Annotated in this window: 21 protein-coding genes; 7 read left to right on the forward strand and 14 right to left on the reverse strand. The window is 65.7% G+C overall.

What is annotated here, in order from left to right:
• The first annotated feature begins 29 nt into the window (after positions 1-29).
• On the forward strand, positions 30-3146 hold the full coding sequence (locus BRA1417_RS0117480) for an efflux RND transporter permease subunit (RefSeq protein ID WP_027516877.1): 3117 nt from the start codon (positions 30-32) through the stop codon (positions 3144-3146).
• A gap of 2 nt (positions 3147-3148) precedes the next feature.
• Here the strand turns inward: BRA1417_RS0117480 and BRA1417_RS0117485 are convergent, their stop codons facing one another.
• The 5 genes from BRA1417_RS0117485 to BRA1417_RS0117505 all read right to left on the reverse strand — a co-directional run bounded on the left by BRA1417_RS0117485 (position 3149) and on the right by BRA1417_RS0117505 (position 7968).
• Entirely contained in the window at positions 3149-4111 is a 963-nt protein-coding gene (locus BRA1417_RS0117485) for an amidohydrolase family protein (protein ID WP_027516878.1), read from the reverse strand.
• Between the two features lie 52 nt (positions 4112-4163).
• Positions 4164-4721 (reverse strand): hypothetical protein, encoded by a 558-nt coding sequence (locus BRA1417_RS0117490; protein WP_027516879.1) that lies wholly within the window; start codon positions 4719-4721, stop codon positions 4164-4166.
• Between the two features lie 25 nt (positions 4722-4746).
• Positions 4747-6144, reverse strand: coding sequence for a TolC family outer membrane protein (locus BRA1417_RS0117495; protein WP_035968608.1), 1398 nt, complete (start codon positions 6142-6144; stop codon positions 4747-4749).
• Between the two features lie 216 nt (positions 6145-6360).
• Positions 6361-7140, reverse strand: coding sequence for an enoyl-CoA hydratase (locus BRA1417_RS0117500; protein ID WP_027516881.1), 780 nt, complete (start codon positions 7138-7140; stop codon positions 6361-6363).
• A gap of 162 nt (positions 7141-7302) precedes the next feature.
• Positions 7303-7968 (reverse strand): hypothetical protein, encoded by a 666-nt coding sequence (locus tag BRA1417_RS0117505; RefSeq protein WP_027516882.1) that lies wholly within the window; start codon positions 7966-7968, stop codon positions 7303-7305.
• Positions 7969-8255: 287 nt separating this feature from the next.
• On the opposite strand from BRA1417_RS0117505, the gene BRA1417_RS0117510 reads away from it, so the two are divergent.
• On the forward strand, positions 8256-8801 hold the full coding sequence (locus tag BRA1417_RS0117510; protein ID WP_027516883.1) for a sigma-70 family RNA polymerase sigma factor: 546 nt from the start codon (positions 8256-8258) through the stop codon (positions 8799-8801).
• Between the two features lie 2 nt (positions 8802-8803).
• Positions 8804-9442 carry an NrsF family protein gene (locus BRA1417_RS0117515; RefSeq protein WP_027516884.1) on the forward strand — a complete coding sequence of 213 codons (639 nt, stop codon included), beginning with the start codon at positions 8804-8806 and terminating at the stop codon, positions 9440-9442.
• Positions 9443-9452: 10 nt separating this feature from the next.
• On the opposite strand, the gene BRA1417_RS0117520 is transcribed toward BRA1417_RS0117515, so the two are convergent.
• Together BRA1417_RS0117520 and BRA1417_RS0117525 are read right to left on the reverse strand one after the other, a co-directional pair.
• Positions 9453-10556 (reverse strand): DUF2336 domain-containing protein, encoded by a 1104-nt coding sequence (locus BRA1417_RS0117520; RefSeq protein WP_027516885.1) that lies wholly within the window; start codon positions 10554-10556, stop codon positions 9453-9455.
• A 63-nt stretch (positions 10557-10619) separates the two neighbouring features.
• On the reverse strand, positions 10620-11777 hold the full coding sequence (locus BRA1417_RS0117525) for a GGDEF domain-containing protein (protein ID WP_027516886.1): 1158 nt from the start codon (positions 11775-11777) through the stop codon (positions 10620-10622).
• 434 nt (positions 11778-12211) lie between these two features.
• Between BRA1417_RS0117525 and BRA1417_RS0117530 the strand changes: the two genes are divergently transcribed.
• From BRA1417_RS0117530 to BRA1417_RS0117545, 4 genes are all read left to right on the forward strand, one after another.
• Positions 12212-12781, forward strand: a complete 570-nt coding sequence (locus BRA1417_RS0117530) for a sigma-70 family RNA polymerase sigma factor (protein ID WP_007593582.1) — start codon at positions 12212-12214, stop codon at positions 12779-12781.
• Positions 12778-13473 carry a hypothetical protein gene (locus BRA1417_RS0117535; protein WP_027516887.1) on the forward strand — a complete coding sequence of 232 codons (696 nt, stop codon included), beginning with the start codon at positions 12778-12780 and terminating at the stop codon, positions 13471-13473. The genes BRA1417_RS0117530 and BRA1417_RS0117535 overlap by 4 nt, the downstream gene beginning before the upstream one ends.
• A 15-nt stretch (positions 13474-13488) precedes the next feature.
• Positions 13489-15195: a S8 family serine peptidase gene (locus tag BRA1417_RS0117540; protein WP_027516888.1), complete on the forward strand. Its 1707-nt coding sequence runs from the start codon at positions 13489-13491 to the stop codon at positions 15193-15195.
• A gap of 478 nt (positions 15196-15673) precedes the next feature.
• On the forward strand, positions 15674-16345 hold the full coding sequence (locus tag BRA1417_RS0117545; protein WP_035968609.1) for a TIGR03809 family protein: 672 nt from the start codon (positions 15674-15676) through the stop codon (positions 16343-16345).
• 30 nt (positions 16346-16375) lie between these two features.
• Here the strand turns inward: BRA1417_RS0117545 and BRA1417_RS0117550 are convergent, their stop codons facing one another.
• The 7 genes from BRA1417_RS0117550 to BRA1417_RS0117580 all read right to left on the reverse strand — a co-directional run bounded on the left by BRA1417_RS0117550 (position 16376) and on the right by BRA1417_RS0117580 (position 23537).
• The gene (locus BRA1417_RS0117550) at positions 16376-17746 is read right to left on the reverse strand and encodes a TIGR03808 family TAT-translocated repetitive protein (protein ID WP_027516890.1); all 1371 of its coding nucleotides are present in this window, start codon (positions 17744-17746) and stop codon (positions 16376-16378) included.
• A gap of 104 nt (positions 17747-17850) precedes the next feature.
• Positions 17851-18504: a pyroglutamyl-peptidase I gene (locus tag BRA1417_RS0117555; RefSeq protein ID WP_027516891.1), complete on the reverse strand. Its 654-nt coding sequence runs from the start codon at positions 18502-18504 to the stop codon at positions 17851-17853.
• Positions 18501-19490, reverse strand: a complete 990-nt coding sequence (meaB, locus tag BRA1417_RS0117560; RefSeq protein WP_027516892.1) for a methylmalonyl Co-A mutase-associated GTPase MeaB — start codon at positions 19488-19490, stop codon at positions 18501-18503. The genes BRA1417_RS0117555 and meaB overlap by 4 nt, the downstream gene beginning before the upstream one ends.
• A gap of 51 nt (positions 19491-19541) precedes the next feature.
• Positions 19542-21056 (reverse strand): tripartite tricarboxylate transporter permease, encoded by a 1515-nt coding sequence (locus tag BRA1417_RS0117565; RefSeq protein ID WP_027516893.1) that lies wholly within the window; start codon positions 21054-21056, stop codon positions 19542-19544.
• Between the two features lie 4 nt (positions 21057-21060).
• Positions 21061-21555 (reverse strand): tripartite tricarboxylate transporter TctB family protein, encoded by a 495-nt coding sequence (locus BRA1417_RS0117570; protein WP_027516894.1) that lies wholly within the window; start codon positions 21553-21555, stop codon positions 21061-21063.
• Between the two features lie 89 nt (positions 21556-21644).
• Complete coding sequence (locus BRA1417_RS0117575) at positions 21645-22637, reverse strand: tripartite tricarboxylate transporter substrate binding protein (RefSeq protein WP_027516895.1); 993 nt, start codon at positions 22635-22637, stop codon at positions 21645-21647.
• Positions 22638-22766: 129 nt separating this feature from the next.
• Positions 22767-23537, reverse strand: coding sequence for an RsiV family protein (locus tag BRA1417_RS0117580; protein WP_027516896.1), 771 nt, complete (start codon positions 23535-23537; stop codon positions 22767-22769).
• Positions 23538-23587: the final 50 nt, after the last annotated feature.

Raw genomic sequence — 23587 nt, forward strand, 5'->3', positions numbered from 1 at the left:
GCCGGGAAAAAGACAAGCTGAAGACCTGAATGGATCGCCTCGTCGCCCTTGCCGTCAACCGGCGCTTCCTGATGGTCGGGATGTTCGTCGCCGTGCTCATCGGCGGCCTGATCGCGTTCAACCAGCTCAACATCGAGGCTTATCCGGATCCGACCCCGCCGATGGTCGACATCGTGACGCAGAGTCCGGGCCTGTCGGCGGAGGAGATCGAGCGCTACATCACGATTCCGATCGAGACCCAGGTTGCGGGTCTGAAGAACGTGACGACCATTCGCACCATCTCGCTCTACGGTCTCTCCGACGTCAAACTGCAGTTCTCCTTCGCCTACACCTATGACGAGGCGTTGCAGCAGGTCTTGAACCGCCTGGCGCAGCTCGCGCCGCTGCCCGGCAACGTGCAGCCGCAGATCTCGCCGCTCAGCCCGATTGGCGAAATCTTTCGCTACCGTCTCGTCGGTCCGCCGAACTACAGCGTGCTCGACCTCAAGACCATCCAGGACTGGATCCTCCAGCGGCGCTTCCGTGCCGTGCCCGGCGTGATCGACGTCACCGGGTGGGGCGGCAAGAGCAAGACCTACGAGCTCCAGGTCGACTTCAACAAGCTGGTCGCCAACGGCCTGACGCTGCCGCAATTGCTCCAGGCGGTCGGCAATTCCAACGTCAATGTCGGCGGCAACACCGTCAATATCGGTCAGCAATCGGCCGTGGTGCGCGGCGTCGGCCTGATCCGCTCGATCGACGACCTCGCCAACACCATGGTCTCGCAGACCAACGGCAATCCGGTGCTGGTCAAGGACGTCGCCACCGTCACCGTCGGCCAGAAGCCACGTCTCGGCATTGCCGGCCTCGATGAGGCCGACGACATCGTGCAGGGCATCGTGCTGATGCGCCGGGGCGAGCAGAGCTCGCCAACCATCAAGCGCGTCCACCAGCTCGTTCAAACCATCAACGAGTCCAGCATCCTGCCACCCGGCGTGCGCATCGAGCGCATCTACGACCGCGGCGACCTGATCGAACTCACCACCCACACCGTGCTGCACAACATGGTGGTCGGCATTCTCTTGATCGTGCTGCTGCAGTGGATCTTTCTCGGCGATCTCCGCAGTGCGCTGATCGTCGGCGCCACCATTCCGTTCGCGCTGTTCTTCGCGGTGATCATCCTGGTGCTGCGCGGGGAATCGGCAAACCTGCTGTCGGTCGGCGCGATCGATTTCGGCCTGATCGTCGATGCCACCGTCATCATGGTGGAGGCGATCTTCCGGCGCCTGACTCAGACGACGCCGATGTCGGAGTCCGAGCAGATGTCGTCCGAGACGCTGTTCGGCATGAAAAGCCACGCCATCCTCAGCGCGGCGGCCGATGTCTCCCGTTCGATCTTCTTCGCCGCGGCGATCATCATCGCGGCCTTCCTGCCGCTGTTCACGCTCTCCGGCGTCGAGGGCAACATCTTCGGGCCAATGGCGCGCACCTATGCCTACGCGCTGGCCGGTGGACTGCTTGCGACCTTCACCGTCACCCCGGCGCTGTCCGCGATCATCCTGCCCGCGCATGTCAGGGAGACCGAGACCAAGGTGATGCTGATCCTGCATCGGATCTACATGCCGGTGCTGCATTGGGCGGTCGCCAACCGCGGCATCATGCTCGGTGGCGCGTTCGGCCTCGTGCTGATGACGGTTGCGCTCAGCCGCTTGCTTGGCCTCGAATTCCTGCCGAAGCTGGAGGAGGGCAATCTCTGGATCCGCGCCACGCTGCCGCCGACCATCTCGCTCCAGGAAGGCAACTCCTACGTCAACGAGATGCGCAAGGTGATCCGCGCGCGGCCTGAAGTGGAATCCGTGGTGTCGCAGCACGGCCGCCCCGATGACGGCACCGACGCCGCCGGCTTCTTCAACGCCGAGTTCTTCGCGCCGCTCAAGCCCGCCAGCCAATGGCCCGGCACCCGCGACAAGGAAGAGCTGACCGCGCAACTGCTCAAGCAGCTTGACGATCGCTTCCCGGGCGTCGAGTTCAACTTCTCGCAATATCTCCAGGACAACGTCTCCGAAGCCGTCTCCGGGGTGAAGGGCGAGAACTCGATCAAGCTGTTCGGCAGCGATCTCCAGGCGCTGACCGACACCGCCAACAAGATCAAGTCGGTGCTGTCAACCGTGCAGGGCGTCACCGATCTTGCGGTGTTCACCTCGCTCGGGCAGCCGACCATCCAGATCGACATCAACCGTGCCAAGGCGGCGCGCTACGGCCTCGCGCCGGGCGACATCAACGCCACCATCAAGGTCGCGATCGGCGGCGACACCGCGGGAGACATCTACGAGGCGGGAAGCGACCGCCACTTCCCGATCATCGTTCGTCTTGCGCCGGAATTCCGCAGGAGCGCCGAGGCGATCCAGAATTTGCGGATCGGCGCGCCCGGACCGAACGGCACCGTCACGCAGATTCCCCTGAGCGAGGTCGCCACCATCAGCCTCGTCTCGGGTGCCGCCTACATTTATCGCGAGCAGCAGGAACGCTATCTGCCTATCAAATTCTCGGTGCGTGAACGCGACCTCGGCAGCGCGATTCGCGAGGCGCAGCAGAAGATCGCCGATCAGGTGCAGCTGCCGCCCGGCGCGCACATGGACTGGGTCGGCGAATTCGGCAATCTCCAGGACGCGATCCGGCGATTGTCGATCGTGGTGCCGATCTCGCTCGCGCTGATCGGCGTCCTGCTCTGGTTCAATTTCGGCTCGATGACCGACACGCTGCTCGCCATGAGCGTGATCCCGATGGCGATCTTCGGCGGCGTGCTCGGTCTCTTGATCACCGGCACCGCCTTCAGTGTCTCGGCAGCGATCGGCTTCATCGCGCTGTTCGGCATCGCCGTGATGGACGGCATCATCATCCTGTCGCAGTTCAACCAGCTCATCGAAGAGGGCATGGACCGCGTGAGCGCGGTGATACGCACCGGCGAATTGCAGCTTCGGCCGGTGCTGATGACCTGCGTCGTCGCCGGCATCGGCCTGTTGCCGGCCGCGCTGTCGGAAGGCATCGGCTCGCAGGTGCAGAAGCCGCTCGCGGTGGTCGTGGTAACAGGCATGATGCTGGCGCCGATCGTGATCCTGGTGACGCTGCCGGTCCTGATCTCCTTCTTCTCCCGCCGCGCACGCTGACGTCAAAACCCGTACAGTCGCGCCGGGTTATCGACCAGGATATTTTTGCGCACATCCGCATCCGGCGCCCACACCGGAAGCTGGTTGAGCAGGCGGCCGTCGTCGATCTGGTAGAGCGGCGCGATGTCGGTGGCTTTGCGTCCCTCGACACGGCTCGAATCCGGATGCGGCCAGTCCGTGCCCCAGACGATGCGGTCCGCATTCGCCGCGATCAGCGCGCGGGCATACGGCGCCATGTCCTGATAGTCGGGCGCGAGCTTCGAGGAGCGATAGGCGCCGGAAATCTTGACATAGGCCTTGCCGGATTTCACCAGCGCGACCAGATCGGCAAATCCCGGCTGCTCCAGTCCAAGCGAAGCCTCGAGGCCGCCGAAATGGTCGAATACAACGGGTACCGGCGCCGTCTCGACGAGGTCCTTGATTGCCGAGATCATGGGGAGCGTGGTGTAAAGTTGCACGTGCCAGCCGCGCGCCTTCATGCGCTCGACTGCGGCGGTGAAGCGCGGTCGGCCGACATTGGGGTCGTTGACGCCGCCGGTCGCAAGATTGAGGCGGACACCGCGAAAGCCGTCTGCTTGCATCGCGTCGAGCTGGGCCTCGGTCGTTTTGTCGTCGATCACGGCCACCCCGCGCGCGGCCGCGCCGCGCGCCTTCATGCCGAACAGGGTGGAGGAATTATCGGTGCCGTAGACGCTCGGCGTCACGATCACAACGCGCTCGATATGCAGCGCCTTGTGCAGCGCGGCCATTTCTTCGGGGCTCGCTGGCTCCGGCGTGTAAACGCGGCCCGCGAAGAACGGAAATTTTTCGACATCGCCATGGATGTGGGTGTGACAGTCGCAGGCATGCGCCGGGACGTCGAAATTGACAGGCGTCGCGGGCTGCGCGGCACGTGCGTGGGCTTTGTTGGACATGGCAACTCCGGCGGCAAGGGAGGCAAGCAGGACGCTGCGTCGGCTGAGCATGGTTTCTCTCCCTGTTTTTATCATTTGGCAGTGGCGTCGTGACAATATCACATCAGCCCGGCAGCCGCTGCGCTTCGCTGCATAGCTGCTCGACGAGGTCCGCAAGCGGGCGTGAGCCGTCGACGCGCACGACCGGGCAGGGCAGCTTCGCGAGCCACGCCTCATCTTTTGCGAGACTACGGCCGTCGCGATCCCCGGCTTCGTAGTGCGAGGCCCAGTCGACGAACGACTCCGCCTCCTCATGACGCCAGCCGCCCTGTGCCACGGCATCCGCTCCGAAATGCGTAGCCTCGCGGTCACGCAGGCGCTGCAAGCGAAGCTCGCGCGGCGTCGTCACAAAGACGACGAGATCGAAGAATGGGACGAGCTCGTCGCCCCAGCCGGTGACGGTTCCGCTCAGCACCCAATCGAGCCGCGGCAGAAACATCTCGCGCATCAGCCGCAAACGTTCGGCGGTAGGGCGTGTGGTCTGGTAGGGCGGCGCGGTCGGCAGCCAGAAATAATCATCGCTGTCGTGATGCGGCAGCGCAAGCCGGCCGGCGAGCGCGCGGCCGATCGTCGTCACGCCGGAGCCGGAGGCTCCCATCAGATGGATGCGGCGGCTTTTCATCGGCACCAAGCCAGACGATTTGAAACTACTGCCCGGACGGCGTGCGCAGGCCGTGCCAGGCGTCGCGGACCTGCTGGTAGTGCACCTCGGGCAGATAGTCCGGCGTGTTCAGGCTCAAGGTCTTGACGTCGAGATGGCCGACGGCGCTGAGCAGCGTGTAGGAGGCGATCACGCGGTCGCGATTGGCGCCGATGAGGCGGGCCTTGGCCTGAATCAAGTCGGCCTGCGAGTTCAGCACGTCCACGGTCGTGCGCTGTCCGCCGGCGGCCTCGCGCTGCACGCCCTGGAGCGCGACGGTCGCCGCCTTCACTTCGGACTCCGAGGCCGAGACCGCGATCTTGGCGCCTTCATGGACAACCCACGCGCTGACCGCCGCCGTGCGCGCCTGATTGCGCACCTGGTCGAGCACGAGCCGGCTCTGCGCGGTGATCTCCTTGGCCTGCCGGGTCTGCGCCGCGGCCTGGCCGCCGTCGTAGATCGGGGCGGTGACATTGGCGACGATCGAGGCCTGGTCTTCGGCGAAGGTGCCGAGCGTCGGGTCGTTGTTGCGGCTCTTGCTGGCGCTGCCCTGGATGCTGGCGCTCGGCAGCAGCGCGCCTTCGGCGACGCGGATGTTGGTCGAAGCGACATCGACGTCGAAGCCCGCCGCCATCACCGCCGGGTGCTGGCGGATCGCCATCGTCAGCGCGTCTTCGCGGCTCTTCGGCAGATAGCGGTCGACCACGTCGGCAGCGCGAAGCTGCGACGGCGCATTGCCGATCACCTGCGCGTAGATCGACTGGCTCACCGCCAGGGCGACTTCCGCGGCGTTGAGATCGGAGAGCCCGCGGTTAAGCCGCGCCTCGGCCTGGGCGCTGTCGGTCGGCGTGACGTCGCCGGCGTTGAGGCGCCGCTGGGTGACCGAAAGCGTTTCGCGCAGGAAGGCGACGTTGGAGCGCTGCGCCTCGACCAACGACTGGTTGGCGAGCACGTTGGTGTAGGCGGTGACCGCGTCGAGCAGCACGCCCTGGCCGACGTTGCGTAGCGCCTCGCGGCCCGATTGTACCTGGAGTTCGGCGGACCGCACGTTGTTGGCGGTGCGGAAACCGTTGAACAGGGTCTGCGTCACGGTGACGCCGATGATCCATGGCTTCAGATTGGCGGTCTGGATGGTGTTGTTAGGCAGCAGGTTGCGGACCGATTGCAGCCCGGCGCTGAGGCTTGCCACGATCTGTGGCCGGTACCCGGCGAGGGCCTGCGGCACGTTCTCGTCGGTGGCGCGCTGCCGCGCACGCTCGGCATTGAGCTGCGGATTGGTCTGGTAGGCCTTGGCGAGCGCCTCCGGCAGCGCTTCCGCGCGTGCGGCGGAGGGCAGGGCGCAACAGAGCGCCAGCGTGGTCCATGTCGCGAGCACAGGAGCCACGCCCGATCGATGCCGCGTCATCACGCGACCAGCTCTGGCGGCACGCCCAATCATGTAATCCGCAAATCCCGGCTGTCCGCCCCCGCCGACGGCGGCTCTCTTAACTGTTTAACCAGCCGAGGTCCCGCAGGCAAACTGCCGCGGGGGAAACCCCCATGTATTCCGTGCTTGTTGCAGCTACATCACAGGGATTCTGCGGGAAGGTAGAGTCTTACACCAGCCTGACCGCTCGCCTCCTTACCGGTTCTTGTTCACCGGCTTCCGCTTCTCGATGAACGCCGCCATGCCCTCGGAGCGGTCCTCCAGCGCGAAGGTCGAGTGGAACAGGTTGCGCTCGACGCTCATGCCCTCGGCGAGCGTGGTCTCGAAGGCGCGGTTGACCGCTTCCTTGGCCATCGCGACCGCCGGCCGCGACATCGCGGCGATCTTCTCGGCCGCGGCCATCACCTCTTCCATCAGCTTGTCGGCCGGCACGATGCGGCTGACGAGGCCGCTGCGCTCGGCTTCTGCTGCATCCATCATGCGGCCGGTGAGGCAAAGGTCCATCGCCTTGGACTTGCCGATCGCACGGGTCAGGCGCTGGGTGCCGCCGATGCCGGGGATGGTGCCGAGCGTGATTTCGGGTTGGCCAAATTTGGCGGTGTCGGCTGCGATGATGAAGTCGCACATCATCGCGAGCTCGCACCCGCCGCCTAGGGCATAGCCCGCGACCGCGGCGATCGTCGGCTTGCGGCAGCGCGCGACCCGATCGCCGCCGATCGCGGCAAAATCCTCCGAAAACATGTCGATGAAGCCTTTCGGCTGCATCTCCTTGATGTCGGCGCCGGCGGCAAATGCCTTCTCGCTGCCGGTCACGACGATGCAGCCGATGGCGTCATCGGCTTCGAGATCGTCGACGGCCGCGGCGATCTCGCGGAAGACACCGAACGAGAGTGCGTTGAGCAGCTTCGGCCGATTCAGCTTGATGATGCCGACCGCGCCTTTGCTTTCGACGATGATGTGTTCGAACGTGCTCATGCTCCACCCACGCTTTTGGTTGAGGGGGCAATGTGCCCGCTGGCGCGGTGGGCTTCAAGAGGCGCTAAAGCCATCGGAGCAGGAACGGCCGGAACACGCGGCGAGATGCGCGTTCCGGACGAGGTCCCGCGGGCCGGCGATCAGGCCGTAATCAAGCCAAAGTCACGCCATGAACATGCGCGCGGCGGAGGCCAGCGTCAGCAGCGTGCCGACACCGATGAAGATCTTTCCGATCAGGGAGCTCTGGTCCCAGGCCGAGCTCTGCTGGCTGCTTGCCATCACCGGCGCCGGACGCGGCTGCGCGTCGGTTGCGGCGATCACCGCCTTCTGCGCCGGCGCGTTGTCCTGTTGCAGGGCGCGGTCGATGTCGTTGAGCTGATCGGGTGCGACGACCTGGCTCTCGGGGTTCGGGGCGGCGGTATTATCGGCCGCGGCCTGGACGTTGTCGTTGGCGCGGCCCGTCATTGCGGAGGCGGCTGCCGCGGTCGGCGTATCGGCGGCGGCGAGCTGCGCATTGGCGTTGGCGACTTCCGGCGGCATCTGGCTCGAGGCCGGGACCTCACGAGTGTCGGCCTTCGCCTCGTCGGCCGTTGCCGCGGCGTCCTTCTTGTCGGCTTTGTCGTCGGATTTCTGTGCCGTCTTGGTGCTGTCGCGGTGGCGCGACGTGTGACGCCGCTGCTTGCTTGGCTTGACCTCGTCCGCCTGTTTGCCTGCATTGTCCGACTTGCTGCTAGCGGCTGAACTCGGGGCCGCCTGTGCAACGCCCCCGAACAGCACGAAAAGCCCGGCCAGGAGAATCAGGGCCGCGCGCCCGCTGGCTTTCATCATGTTGACATCTCCCCAAGTCCGCCCGTCCCGGACCGAACAGAGACCCTGGCGCGTGACGACAGCGGGGCAGAAAGTGGGAATCTTCGGGCCACACCGGGCAAAAGCGCGGCAAACCCTTGCCGTCCCGGCCGGCCGCGGGTGCGTACGGGACCGATCGGTGTTATGAGCCGTCGCAGATCCTGACGGCCGTATCGGTTGCGTGGCCAAGCATGATCACGAACTCGTGATCATGCTGCCGCGGGCGTAACAAACTGAAAGAACGGCCGAATTGCATGGTGAGGGCGCGCGTGCGCGGACGTGAGGACGAGTGGACCGACCTGATGCGGTCGGCCATGGCAGGCGATGACGCGGCGTATCATCGTCTGTTGAAGGCGGTCACGCCTGTGCTGCGCGCTGCCGCGAGGCGCGGCCTGGCGCGGGCCGGGCAGCCTCCCGATCAGGCCGAGGATATCGTGCAGGAGATTCTGTTGGCGGTGCATTTGAAGCGGCACACTTGGGACAGCGAAGCCCCCTTCGCCCCGTGGCTGTTTGCGATCGGCCGCAACAAGCTGATCGACATGCTGCGGCGACGGGGCAGGCGGATTTTCGTCAACATCGACGATTTCGCCGAGATATTGCCGGGCGAGGCGCCGCAGGAGACGGCCTCGGCGGGCGAAGTCGCCAGCCAGCTCAATACGCTGCCGCAACGCCAGCGCGACGTGTTGCAATCGATCGCGGTCGACAGCACCTCGATCAAGGACACGGCGGCGAAATATTCGATGAGCGAGGGCGCGGTGCGGGTCGCGCTGCATCGCGGACTTGCGGCGCTGACAGCCAAACTGCGGGACCACTAGTCATGGATACCGATCAACTCATTCGCTCGCTCGCGGCCGACAACGCCCATCGCCCGCCGCGCGTCGGCGCGGTACTGACCATGGCGCTGCTGGTCGCCGCGCCGCTGTCGATCCTGATCTTCGCCACCTTCCTCGGTGTGCGCCACGACGTGATGAGCGCGATGCGCAACCCGTTCTTCGACATGAAGTTCGCGGTCACGCTGTCGCTCGCGATCCCGGCGATCATCGTCAGCCTGCATCTGTCGCGTCCCGAGGCCTTGCTGCGTGGCTGGGGCTGGCTGCTGCTGCTGCCCGTCGGGCTGCTCGCGGTGGCGATCGGCAGCGAGGCGATGATGGCGCCGGCCATGCCGATGACGATGCGATTGATGGGCAAGAATTCCAGGGTGTGCCTGTTTGCAATCCCTGCGATGTCGCTGCCGCTGCTTGCGGGGGCCCTGTTCGGCTTGCGCCACGGCGCGCCGTCGCATCCCGCGCTCGCCGGGGCGCTCGCCGGCCTGGTGTCGGCCGGGCTCGCCGCGACGCTGTACGCCTCGCACTGCACCGATGACTCGCCGCTGTTCGTAGCGACCTGGTACACGCTCGCCACCGCGTTGGTGACGGCCATTGGCGCGCTGGTGGGGGCGAGGGTCCTACGCTACTAACTCGCCAGCTTCACGCCGCCGGCGTCGCGCCCTGCTGCATGCGGTGGAAGCGCAGCACCTGCTGCGCGGTCGAGCTGCGCAGCGCCTCGTAAGCGTCGCGCAGCGTCAGCATGTCGGTCTGCGGGCCGCCTGAGAGCTTCTCGCGCAGGGCGATGATGGCGCGGACGCTCGACCATTGCATGGCCGCGACCTTGGCGAGGATCATCACGCCCTCGATCCGGCTTTCGATCATGATGGTCTCGGCGGTCTCGACTGCGACGCCCGCAAGCGCCGCGAGCCCCGCATTGGTCTCGTCGAACTTGCCCTGCTCTGCGAAGGTGGCAACCTGGAGCTCGCTGAGGCGCCCGTCCTCGTGCAGCGACTTCACCAGCGCCCGCGCCCTCTCGGTCTGCCAGGTCATGGTGGCGGCGCGGATCCGCCGGGCCGCTTCCTGGACCACGCTGGACACGTCGTCCGCGAGCTCCGGATGCGCGGCCTCCAGCTTCCGGCGCACGGTCAAGGAGGCCTTCGCGACCAGCTTCAAATAATGATGGCGGGGCAGGTCGGCCCGCAGGCCGATGCAGCTGGCGAGATCGTCGTCACGTTCGGCGCGGGTCACGAGGTCGGCGAGACTTCCCTCCGACAGTTGCGCACCCGGATTGCTGACGGTCGATTGCACCACGTCCTCGTCGCCGCGGGTCACCAGCACGTCAGTCAGCGCTTCCGACAGCACCCGCCGCAGCGAGATCGCCTTGAGATGGGCCTGGCCCCTGGTGCGCGCGATCTCGATCAGGGTCGCCTCGTCCAGCCGTTCGGATTTCGACAGCACCGGGCCGGAAACCTCGATCACCTCGTCGAGCGCGAGTGTGCGGATGATCTTCGGCGGCGCAGCCGCGATCGATGCGAGGCGGTCGGCGAGCAGCGCCCTGGCGGACGTCTCGATCCGCTCGATCAGGCATTGGAACACGTCGTCGAACACGCGGACGTGGTCGTCGGAATAGTCCACCGCGTTGCCCACGAACAGATCGGTGACGCGGCGCAACGTCTCGACCCGGTGCGCAACGGTGCCGTGCGAGAGCGCAGTTTGCAATTCCTCGAGCAGACTCTCGGATGATTTTACGGCTTTGGATCTCATTGCCCTGTCCTGGAGCGTTCGGCCCGGCCGCGGCTTCTGTCGCGCCTGGAGAAAATGGATTGGTCAGCTGGTTGCAATGCGGTTGCGCCCTTGTGCCTTGGCGGAATAGAGCGCGCTGTCGGCGCGCACGAGAAACGTGTCGGCAGTATCGTTGTCCCGGAGCGTCACGACGCCCGCGGAAATGGTCACGCGCATGCCCGGGGAGAATGCGCTCCAGTCCAGATCGGCGACGATGCCGCGCAGCCGATCGAGCATGCGCGACGCCGCATCGCCGTCCATCCCCGGCAGCAGCAGCAAGAATTCCTCGCCGCCGTAGCGGCCGAAGCAGTCGGCCGGGCGGATGTTGGCGAAAATGGTGATCGCGAAGGTGCGCAGCACCTCGTCGCCGACGGGATGGCCATGGGCGTCGTTGATGCGCTTGAACCAGTCGAGATCGATCAGCGCGATCGCGCAAGGGGTCGACGTCTGCCGCGATTTTTCGATCTCGTCGTCGAGAAGCCGCATGATACAGCGGCGGTTGTAGGAGCCGGTGAGTTCGTCGAGCTCCGCCAGTTCCTCGATGCGCCGATAGGCGGCCTTCAGCTCGATGCTGCGCCGGTACAGGATCTTGCGCAGCGTGGCGCCGAACAGGCCGAGAAAGGCGCACTGGCCGATCACCAGCACGAAGCACAGCATCGATGCCGCCCGTTGCAGCTGGGTCGTAACCGGCAGTCCGATTGGCAAGTCCGAGGCGAGGAAGACCAACGCGAGCCCGCAAGTGGTGAGACCCCAGGTGAGCATCGCCTGGCTCGATGTCATACGAAGCGTGCCGAAGGCGAAGATTAGAAACAGCACGGCCAGGAACGCGACTCCGACTGTCGGCACCGCGAGCAGGAACAGCAGCTGCAGCGTCATATGCGCCGAGATCTGGAAGACGGTGAGGTAATGATCCTCGAACCGGTCGCCGAAGCCCGCTTCCGATAGCACGGTAAAGGTACCGATGATCAGCAGGCCGCTGAGCCAGAACAGCGACGGAACGCCCATGGAGATCACGCCGTCAAAGGCGTAGAGCAGCAGGACGGAGGCGCCGAGCGAGTAGCTCGCCACCTGGCCGACATACATCTGGCGCCGCTGCCGGATGCGGCGCGCCAGGACCTCGGGTGCCGCTGCCTCGGTCGTCAAGGCGAGATCCGCGGCCTCAGCGGCATTCCTCTCGGGAAAGGACGTCGCAGCCGTGCTCATGGTCCCGCCAGTGGTGGATGTCAGCTCAAAAATCTACGTCGCAAGCCTTTAGGTTTGGTATCCTTCGAAACCGAATCCACGCTGTAGAGCGCGGCAGCAGGGGACGTCGATCGCTCCAGGAATTTGCCGGCGATTAGGTATCGTGTGCGACGCGGTCGAGCCAAAGCAGGGCTTCGGAAGACATATGTCGTGCTAGGCTGCTAAGGTTCCATGCACGTCGGGCCGTCTCTACTGGGACGGCATTGCTCAGGAAAGTGCTTCATTACTATGTTACCGTTCTTGAGCAAGGCGCCCAGCCGCGGCTGGCAACAGGAAATTTCGCGTATGTGGGGTAGATCACACAGCTTCCCGTATGACTGCGGTAGGTTGAACAATTTTACCCCTCCCGTCGAACCGTCTGCCGCATCGACCCGACCAACCTTGCGAGACGGTCTTTGAGCGTGACACAAGCGGCTTCGGACGAGATCCTGATCGCCAGGATCGCTCAAGGCGACCGGCTCGCCATGCAGGTGCTGTACGGGCGGCACCATGTCAGGGTGTATCGGTTCGGCCTCCGGCTCGTGCGGGACGAGCAGGCGGCGGAAGACCTCATCAGCGAGGTGTTTCTCGACGTCTGGCGTCAAGCCGGCAAATTCGAGGGCCGATCCGCCGTTTCCACCTGGCTGCTGGCCATTACCCGATTCAAGGCCCTGTCTGCGCTTCGGCGCAGGAAGGATTTTGAGTTGGACGACGACGCCGCGAACGCGATCGAGGATACGTCCGACAATCCGGAAACGGCGGTGCAGAAGAAGGATACCAGTGAAGCGTTGCGGGAGTGTCTGACGGGCCTCTCGCCGGACCATCGGGAAATCGTCGATCTCGTCTACTACCACGAGAAGTCCGTGGAAGAAGTGGCCGAAATCGTTGGCATCCCGGAGAACACTGTGAAGACGCGCTTGTTTTATGCGCGCAAGAAATTGGCCGAACTGCTGAAGGCAGCCGGCATTGAGCGAGGCTGGCCATGATGGCTTTGAGCAAGAAGATGCTGGAGCAAGAGCCCGGTGAAATTGAACTGCTGCTGCCGTGGCACGCCGCCGGCACGCTGAATCCGCGCGATGCGCGCCGCGTCGACGAGGCGCTAGCGCGCGATCCGGAGCTCGCGAAGCAATATGCCGCGATCCGCGGCGAGTATGAAGAGACCATCCATCTGAACGAGAGCCTGGGTGCTCCGTCGGCGCGTGCGATGCAGAAGCTGTTCGCCGCGATGGATGCTGAGCCTGCGCGGGCGGCCGGTTCGCTGCCGCTGTCGGCGCGCATCGCCAGCTTCTTTGCGAGCCTGTCGCCGCGCACTCTGGCCTGGTCGGCGAGCCTTGGCGCCATGGCGCTGGTGCTACAGGCCGGAATCATCGGCGCCGTGTTGACGAAGATCCACACTGCGACCTTCCAGACTGCTTCGCTCTCGACCAGCGCTCCGATCACCCGCGACCTCGGAACGACCGTCCCGCCGGCGCGCGCGCTGGTACGCTTCACGCCCGAGGCGCGCGTCGCCGACATCACGGCATTGCTCGACGGCTACCAGGCTTCGATCATCGGTGATGCCAAGGGCGGCATGTTCCGCCTCCAGTTCGACAAGGCGATGAGCCGTGACGAACTCACCTCGCTGCTCGGCAAGATGCAGCGCGAGAAGTTCGTCAACCTCGCCGTCGCAGCGCCATAAGGCGCTTCCAAACCAATGACGCGCAAGTTTGAAAGTGGAGTAAGAGCGGGGGCCTGCGCTTCGTCGGTCGGAGCCGCGCTTCTGCTCGCCGCCTGTCTCGGCGTCGAGGTCGCGCAGGCGCAGGCGATCATGCGCACGCCGACGATCAGCGTCCCCTCCCGAATGCCGACCGTTTCTCCTGGCATCGCCGCACGCGTCAGTCCGGGCGTTACCGCCAGAGCGGTGGCCGTCGGTCGCGGTCCCGGCCCGATCGTGACCACGAGGATTTCGGCGCGGATGGGGCCGACGCCGGTGCTGCCTTATGCGCGCTACTCCCCGAACCTCTATCCCGCCTGTACTGCGCCCGATCGCGACGCCGCCGGCGAATGCCTGGCGCAGCAGAACGCAGGCGGCGATGGCTCGGGCAAGTCGGGCAAGAAGACCGCCGCAAAGGGGCGCGGCAACAACACGCCCGTCGCCGCGGATTTGCGCACCTTCGCCGGCGAATTCGTCGCCGAGATCGACGGCGGGCTGTCGTTGAGCCAAGCCGACGAGCTTGCGCGTCGCCATGGCCTGACCCGCGTGTCCTCCGAGAATTTTCCGCTGATCGGGGCAACGTTCGGATTGTTCCGCATCACCGACGGCCGACCCTCCGCGACGGTGCGGCGTGAATTCGCGGCGGACGGCAGCGTGCGCTCGGTCCAGCCGAACTTCCGCTACCTGCTTCAGGACCAGAAATCGTCGGTGCCGACCGAGGGGGATCCCGCGCAATATGCGCTGGCCAAGCTCCGCCTGCCGCAGGCACATACTCTCGCGCATGGCGCCAATGTGACGGTCGCCGTGATCGACTCCGGCATCGACGTCCAACATCCCGAACTTGCCAACTCCATTGCCGACAATTTCGATGCGCTCGGCATTGCCGAGGGCCCGCACATTCACGGCACCGGCATTGCCGGCGCCATCGTGGCGCATGCCAAGCTGATGGGCAGCGCGCCCGAGGCGCGCCTCATCGCCATCCGCGCCTTCGGCGGCACCACCGGCGGGGCCGAGAGCTCGTCCTACATCATCCTGCGCTCGCTGAATTATGCCGCCGAGCACGGGGCGCAGATCGTCAACATGAGCTTTGCCGGTCCGAAAGATGCGGTGATCGAGCGGGCCATCGCGGCGACCGCCGCGCGTGGCCTAGTGCTGATCGCGGCCGCCGGCAATGCCGGCGCGAAGTCGCCGCCGCTCTATCCGGCCGCCAATCCCAACGTGATCGCGGTTAGCGCGACCGACCAGCAGGACAGGCTGTTCACCGCCTCCAACCGCGGCAACTACATCGCGGTCGCGGCCCCCGGCGTCGATATCTTCCTGCCGGCGCCTGACGGCAAATACCAGATGACGTCGGGCACCTCATTCTCGGCCGCCTATGTCTCCGGCGTCGCGGCGCTGCTGCTCGAGCGCAATTACGCCCTGAAGCCGGAAGCGCTGCGCACGACGCTGGCGAAGACGGCGCGCGACCTCGGTTCACCCGGCCGTGATGATCTGTTCGGCGACGGTGAGGCCGACGCGTTTGCCGCGGTCATGGCCGTTCCTGCCGCCGGCGCGACGCCGGTCGCGGCCGCCTCCGGTACAACAAAACGTGAAGATATCGGGAAGCGTCGCGACGAGCCTGGCGTCCGCGCATTAGAGCAACCTTCGTTGTCGAGCACCGAGGATAAAGCCACGGTTTCTCAAGCGGATAGACCGGCGACGCGATAGCGGCTGTGACAACTTTGCGCGCGGCGCGAAGGTCGAAAAATCAAACGCCGCGTTGAACGTTCGGCCCGCTGCCACGACCAAATTATGTGGGAGCGGTTATCCCTCCCCATAAGTCATATTAGGCGCGAGCGCCCATCCACCCCAAGCGCCCATATGGCTCGACCCGTCCGGTTGTCCCCCCGGACGGGTCTTTTCTTTTTGACGTCCAATTCCTCGAAGCCCTACGCGAGATCAGCTTCCGGTTGAGAGATCGTGGCTCACTCAGCGCGACCGCTCCGCCCGCATGCCGCAAGCGCGCTATGCTTGTGCGAAGCTTGACTCCAAAACCCCTTGAATCTCCGCACGACTACGGAGTTTGGCGACGAAAACATCGTCGTTGCTGGACAAGTCAAAACTTTTCCACAAAATATTCACGTCGCGTCTAAATTGATTCGTGTGCGTTGCGTCGCGTCCGTATTTTCTCCTGACGGGCTGATTTATGACACATCGCCAAGAGGCTATTCGCGACGTTGCCATTGGCCGCGACGTTGCGGCACGCTGGTGCGCTCTCGCCGAGCAGCGGCTGGTGCATCTCTCCGAGATGTTCGAGACCGGGCGCTGGCGCCGCTATCACTCCGAGATCGCATTTCTCGAAAACATTCAGGAAGCCAAGCTCGCCGTCCAGACCTGGCGCGCGCTTGCCACCGGCGCTGATGTCGCCACGGCGGCTGCGAGCGTGTCGCCCGCATTCGGCTGGTCGCCGGCGACAATGCCCCGCATGTTTCCGCGCGAGCCCCAGGCGCAGACCGTGCAACCGAAGGCCGTGCACATCGCCCCGGAGACCGCCGTCCCGGTCAGGCTCGATCCGAATCCGGGCGTTCTCGCCGAAATCACCGAAGCCCCGACCGCGCGGGTCGCCGCGCCTGCCGAGATGGCGCCGCTCCAAGTGCCGGCTGCCATGGCGCCGCCCACCGCGCCCGTCACGATGACGGGGCCCAAGATGCCGGCCGCGACGGCAGCGCCCAAGGCGCTGGCTGCGATGGCGGCGCTTCTGCCGCAGTTCTCTCCGCCGGCAGCCGAAATTGTCGCAGCCCCCGAACGCCTGGTTGAGTTCACCTTCAGCCTCGACGGCCTCGAAGCGAAATACCCGCTGCTGCGGAACGCGTTCTAGCGTTCGAGAGTAAGAGGCGAGGAACGGCAGCTACCGCCGCACCGCATTCCCGCCGACCACCAATTGGGCAAACCGCTGGGCGCCGTCCGCCGACAGGTCGGACGTTACGGCGCGCGCATGATCGAGCCCGACCACGGCGCCGCGCGGGGTTTCCGAGATCATGTTGTTGTTGACGAGCGCGGTGCCGGCGCCGGGCACGACGGACACGCCGACGCCTGCCAGTGCCTTGCGGATCACGTTGCCCGTGATGGCGACGTCGCGGAGATATTTGCCCCAGCCGGCGACGATGCCGTAGGACGGCGCGTTCTCGATCACGTTGCCGGTGACCGATGAATCCGCCTCGATGTAGATGCCGATGCCGGCATCGTCATCCGGCGCGGTGCCGATCGGCCGCTTCGGGATCAGATTGCGGATGATGTTGCCCTGAACCACGGCGATGCGGCCGCCTTCGTTGAAATTGCAGACGGAGACGCCGACGGCGGCGCCGTCCACAATGTTGTTGGCGATCACCGCGGCCTCGAAAGCGAATTCCGAATAGAGCGCGACCTCGCGCACGTCGCTGACGCTGTTGCCGGTGATGTGGATGTTCGAGGCCGAGTTGCCGCGCACGGCGGAGTAATCGCAGTTCTTGATGCGATTGCCGCGCACGATGACGTTGCCGGCGCGGAACGCGTTGATGGCGTTGCCGTACTGGCCGGAGCCGCCGGGACCGGCCTTGATGTCCTCGATGCGGTTATCAGTGACCAGCGTGCCGTCGTCGCCGATGGCGGTGCGCAGGATCTCGATGCCGTTGTCGTTGGTGCCGGTGATGGTGTTGTGGGAGACGCTGAGTCCCCTGGCGTCGAACGACACCACCGCCGTCACCGCGATGTTGGTAAAGATGTTGCCCGAGATATCGCCGGAGACTTGTTCGAGCCAGATGCCGCTGCCACCGGAGCCGGTGATCGCGCAATCGGTGATGCGGACGTCGCGTCCGCCTAAGATCTGGATCAGCCCGCGTCGCGTCGGCAGCGGAATGCCGCTGCCGTCAAAAGTGATGCCGGAAATGCCGATTGCATCGGAGCCGTCGCTCTGGATCGCCGACGCCCCGCCGGTGAAGACGAATTTTGTCGCGCCGCGCACGCCGATCAGTTGTGCGCCATTTGGCAGGCGCAACAATCCGGTGCGGTAGATGCCGGGTGGCAGCGCCAGCGGCATCTGCGCTCGCGCGGCCTCGTCGATCGCGCGCTGGAGCGCGCGGGTCTGATCCTCGCTGCTGCCAGGCCGCACGCCATATTGCGTGGCATCTCGGCCGAGCAGCGACGTCAGCGGCGCCGCACGCGCGGCGTCGGCGGGTATCGCGAGCGCGCCGGCGATGCCTGCGGTCGAAGCTCCGATGAGATGGCGGCGATTGAGGTCCATGGACGCGTCCTCCGGCGGACGCGGGGGCCCGCGCGGACTAGGTAGCGCAGAAATGGGCAGGGACGGCCGGGGCCGTGAGGATTGTTCGCGGTAGGGTTAAATGTTTACGCAGTCGTGTTCCGAGCCTTCCGTGCCAACTGCACCATCTCCATCAGCATCGCTTCCCCGGCGTCCACCAGTTCCTCCAGCGTGATCCGCGGCGCGCCCTTGCGGCGCACGGCGCCACTGCGCGCGAGCAGGGGAATATGGATGAACGCGGCGAGCTTTGGCCCGCCGCCCCTGACGTTTTCGATCGCGCGCCAGCTCAGGTAATTGCAGAGATAGGCGCCGGCATCACGCGAGGGGCGCGCGTCGATGCCGGTGAGGCGGGCGGCGCGCAGCAGCCTTGCGGTGTGCGGGCCGAACGTTATCGCGTCCGCATTGCCGGCGATGCCGCGCTTGCTCGATCGGCTGTTGGCGGCATCGGGCCACAGCATGGTGACGGCGTTGCGCGCGCGGCTCTCGATGCGCAGATAGGGCGTGCGTGCGGCGAGGCCGAACATCAGCAGCGCATCGGGCTTCTCTTTCGCAAGCACCTCCGGCAATTGCCGGTCCACCGCGGCATAGGTGACCGGGAAGATGTGGCTGGAGATCGCGGCATCGTCGAGTGCGGGACGGCGCAATTGCGCCAGCCGGGCGACCAGCGGCTGGGTCGGATTGTAGGGCGCGCCGGGAAACGGGCCGAAGCCGGTGAGGAGAATGCGGAGCTTGTCGCTCATTGCAGCAACTCCAAGATCTTTTCGGCGGCGAGCGCCGGTGTGAGATGGCCGTCGGCCACCTCAGTCTCGATCTTCCGGACCTTGGTGCGAACCGACGCCTCGCTGCGCAAGCGCGCCAGCATGCGCTGCTCCAGCATCGACCACATCCATTTCACCTGCTGCTCGCGCCGCCGTGCGGCGAAATCGCCGGATGCATTCATCGCCTTGCGGTGATCGAGGACCTTCTGCCAGATCTTCGCGACGCCGTCGCCGGTCAGCGCCGAATAGGTCTCGACCGGCGGATGCCAGTGCTCGGAGCGTGGCGTCAGGATATGCAGCGCGCCGCGATAATCGGCGGCGGTGATGTTGGCGCGCTTGAGATTGTCGCCATCGGCCTTGTTGATCGCGATCATGTCGGCGAGCTCGACCAGGCCCTTCTTGATCCCTTGGAGCTCGTCGCCGCCCCCCGGCAGCATCAGGGCGAGGAAGAAATCGGTCATGTCGCAGACTGCGGTCTCGGACTGGCCGATGCCGACAGTCTCCACCAGCACGACGTCGAAGCCGGCCGCCTCGCACAGCAGCATCGCCTCGCGTGTCTTGGCCGCGACGCCGCCGAGCGTGCCCGAGGCCGGCGAGGGCCGGATGAAGGCGTCGTCGGACGCCGAGAGCCGGGCCATCCGCGTCTTGTCGCCGAGGATCGAGCCACCGCTCCGCGCCGAGGACGGATCGACCGCGAGCACCGCGACCTTGTGGCCTTGCTCGATGAGATGGGTGCCGAGCGCGTCGATGGTGGTGGATTTGCCGACGCCGGGCGAGCCGGTGATGCCGACGCGGACCGCCCTGCCAGTATCGGACAAGAGCATTTGCACCAGCTCGCGCGCCAGCGCCTGATGGTCGCTGCGCCGGCTCTCGACCAGCGTGATGGCCCGCGCCAGCGCCGCGCGGCTGCCGGCGCGGAGGTCATGGGCGAGGGATTTGATGTCCAGTGAAGGCTTTTTCTCAACCATGCCCTGCTTTACAACGCCGGCGCGGGGCAGGCGAGGGTTGCTCGCCCGATATCACCGGGATGTCGCCGCCACCCCCGTCCGCAGCGGTTTCAGCTTCCGCCAGGCCCAGACCATCACCGGCCACAGCAGCGCCCCGATCGCCATGGCGGCGAGGATCGCGGCCACGGGGCGCTCAAAAAACGGCAAAATGCTGCCGTCCGACTTGATCAGCGAAGTGACGAAAGCCTGCTCGACCATGGTGCCCATGACGATGCCGAGCACCATCGCGGCGACGGGATAGCCGTTTGCTTCCATGACATAGCCGATCACGCCGAAGGCGGCGACGGTGACGACGCCGAACATGTTGTTGCCGATCGCGAACGAGCCGACCGCGCAGCACAGCATAATAACTGGCATGATAGCGGAGCGCGGTGCCAGCAGGATGTAGGCGGCAACCCGGATCATGGCGATGCCGAGCGGGATCATCAAAATGTTCGCGATGATGAACATCAGATAGATCGCGTACATGCTCGACGCTTTCTCGGTGAACAGCGTCGGCCCGGGGTTGAGCCCCTTCATGTAGAGCACGCCGATCGCGATCGCGGCGATGGTGTCGCCGGGGATGCCGAACAGCAATGATGGCACCCAGCCCGAGGCGATGCTGGCATTGTTGCTGGCGCCGGCCTCGACCAGGCCCTCGACATGGCCGGTGCCGAACTTCTCCGGTTCCTTGGAGAAGCGCTTCGACATCGCGTAGGACACCCAGGCGGCCATGTCGGCGCCGGCGCCGGGCAGCACGCCGATGATGATGCCGACGATGTTTCCGCGCGTCATCTGCCAATGGTATTTCTTGGTCAGCTTCCACTGGCCGGCCATGATGCTTCCGAATTTGCGCCGCGGCAGCGGCGGAGGCTCGGGCGTCAGCATCGCGCGCATCACCTGGGCCACCGCGAACACGCCGACCAGCGCGGGGATCGGCTCGATGCCGCCGAACAGATCGGTGAGGCCGAAGGTGAAGCGCGGCACGCCGCCGGGATTTTCGATGCCGACGCAGGAGACCAGCAGGCCGAGGAACATGCCGGCGATTGCCTTTACCGGCGAGGAGCGAGCGACCAAAGTGGCGCACATGAGGCCGAGCAGCGCCAGCCAGAAATACTCGAAGGTCGAGAACGACAGCGCGATCTCGGCCAGCGGCGGCGCCAGGATCATCAGCGACAGCACGCCGGCGATGCCACCGACGGCCGAGAACCACACGCCGGCCCCGAGCGCCAGCTCGGCCTGTCCCTTGCGGGTCATGGCGTAGGCCTCGTCCGCATAGGCGGCGGAGGCGGGCGTTCCCGGGATGCGCAGCAGCGCGCCGGGAATGTCGCCGGAGAAGATCGCCATCGAGGACGCCGCGACGATGGTCGCAATCGCCGCAATCGGCGAGAGGTAGAAGGTGACGGGGACGAGCAGGGCGGTTGCCATCGTCGCCGACAGGCCCGGCAGCGAGCCGATCACGAGCCCGTACACGGAGGCTGCGAACATCGCGATGATGACCTCCCAGGTGGAGATCAGTGCGAACGCTTCAATCAGGGTTTTTAGCATGGGATCACCAGGGCGTCGGCAACAGGCCGGCGGGCAGCGGCACGCGCAGCAGCTTGCCGAAGATCAGGTGGATGGCGAACGGCGCCAGCGCAGCGAGCGGCAGCGCCAGCTTCCACTTCGCCCCCAACGCGGTCGAGGTGACGTAGACCATGATCGCCGCGGTGATGATGAAGCCGAGCCGGTCGGCCGCGACCACGTAGAACAGCAGCAGCGCCGGCGGCAGCAGCGCGCGCATGCCGTACAACTTTCCCTGCGGAGGCGGCGCAGCCGCTGCCTGGCCATCCTCCAGCGGGATCAGCTCTTCCGCCTCCTCGAAGGTGTGGCCGATCCCGAACACGATCGCGAGCCCGCACAGCGCAAGCCCGATGCCGATCACGAGCGGAAATACGTTGGGGCCGACCGGCTGCCCGGGCACCGGCGGCAACAGCCAGCCGCCATAGGCGGCTGCTGTGCCGAGCACGACGAGAAACGATCCCGTGACCGAGTCGGGAAGACGCATGGGAGAATCCTATGTGAGGTATGCTCTCTCTCCCCGCGCGGGAGGAGAGAGAGGCGATCAGCGCGTGTAGTCGGGAAATGATCCCAGGGTCACGCCTTGCTCAGACCCGCCGCCTTCATCGCTTCGCCCATCTGGGCGTCGCCCTTGTCCATGAAGCTTGCGAACTGGCCGGCATCGCCCCACACCGTGCCGAAGCCGCGATTGCCCATGAAGTCCTTGAACTCGGCGGAGTCATAGACCTTCTGCAGCGCCGCGGTGAGCTTGGTTGCGATCTCCGGCGGCAGGTTCTTCGGCCCGGCGATGCCGCGCCAGGCGCCGGTCGCGTAGTCGATGCCCATCGCCTCCTTCAGCGTCGGCACGTCCTTGAAGATCGGATTGCGCGCCGGGGCCATGATGGCAAGGCTCCGGGCCTTGCCGGCCTCGATGATGGCGCGGGCTTCCGGCACCGAGCAGGTGGTGAGGTCGAGGCCGCCGGCGGCGAGGTCCTGCATCGCGGGTGCGGCGCCGTTCGACGGTACCCAGGCGACCTGGTTGGCGGGCAGGCCCATCGCCTGCATCCAGCCGACCAGCGCGAGATGCCAGATGCCGCCCTGGCCGGTGCCGGAGGCCTTGAACTTGCCGGGAGGGGCCGCCTTGATGGCTTCCGCGAGTTCCTTCACCGTCTTGTATGGCGAGGAGGAGGAGACCTGGATGCCCGGGGGATCTTCGTTCATCAGAGCCAGCGGGGTGTAGCTCTTCGGCGCCAGTTCGGTCAGCCCTTGCCAGTGCATCATCGAGATTTCGACCGTGAGCATGCCGATGGTGTAACCATCGGGCTGCGCGGTCGCGATCGCGGTATGGCCGACAACGCCGGAGCCGCCGGTGCGATTGACCACGTTGAAGGGCTGGCCGAGATCCTTCTCCAGAAGCGCTGCGACAATGCGTGCAGTCGCGTCGGTGCCGCCGCCCGCGCCCCAGGGCACGATCACGGTGACGGGCCGCGCCGGATAGGCTTGCGCAAGTGCAGGTGTGAGGCCGAATGCGGCGGATGCCGCGACTGCGGCAGATGAAGCCGCAAAGGTGCGGCGCGTAATCTTGGACATCAATGCCTCCCAACGGCGCCCATGACGTCAGGCGCTCTTGTCAATGGCGACATTCTAGTCGGCTTTGCAGCGCGGCTGCAAGGTAGCGCTACCAGCGCTCTGCGAGCAGCTTGTCGCTGCTCAACACGATCACTGCGGCTCGTCCGCGTCGCTCTTCGGCCGCGCGCCGCCGAAGATGCGGGTGCCTTCCGCGGTGAAATAGGGTTTCAGCATTTCCCACGGCACGAAGGCGACATATTCGCCCTCGGCGTAGGGGCCGACTGCGTAGGGCGGGTAGTGGAAAGTGAGGCCGGAACTCTTGCCCGCTTCGGTTGATGGCGCGAGCGTCACCGCACCGATCTTGAGCAGGCTCGGTGCGAGCTCCTTAAACCATTCGTCGGTCGCGGTCTCGCCGGCGCCGCGCTTCTTCTTCTCGATTTTCAGTGAGGCGATCACCGCCTTCACCATCGCCTTCATGGCCGGGCCGCTGTCGGCGGTTTCGGTGAAGAACGGGCGGATGGAGATGCGCTTGTTCTCGGCCTTGTCCCACAGGACCGTGTTCACGTCGGAATTGGGATGTGCGCCGTGGGTGTCCATGTAGTCGTTGCGGAGAATGCTGACATAGCGGTCGGCGACGACGGAGCGGACCGCATATTTGCGTTCAAAGTCCCAGCCGCCATCCCTGAAGAACTGCGGATCCTCTTTGCGCGCGGCGGCGGCTTCTGCCGCGTTCTTGTCGATCCACTTCCTGCCTTCAGTCAGGCAGTCGGCCGTTAGCGTCGCATCGACCTTGACCTTGTCGTCGAGGAAAACGCGGGCCTCGATGCTCTTGGTCTTGATGACGGCGTCGGGCTTGGGGTCGGCGGCATGGGCGGTCGCCAACAATGCGCTGCAAGCTGCGACCACAGCTAGCGCGCGCATGATGCTGGCGCGGAAAATATCACGCACTGTCCTTCCGAAGATCGATGGCG

The organism is Bradyrhizobium sp. WSM1417 (assembly GCF_000515415.1).
GTDB lineage: Bacteria > Pseudomonadota > Alphaproteobacteria > Rhizobiales > Xanthobacteraceae > Bradyrhizobium.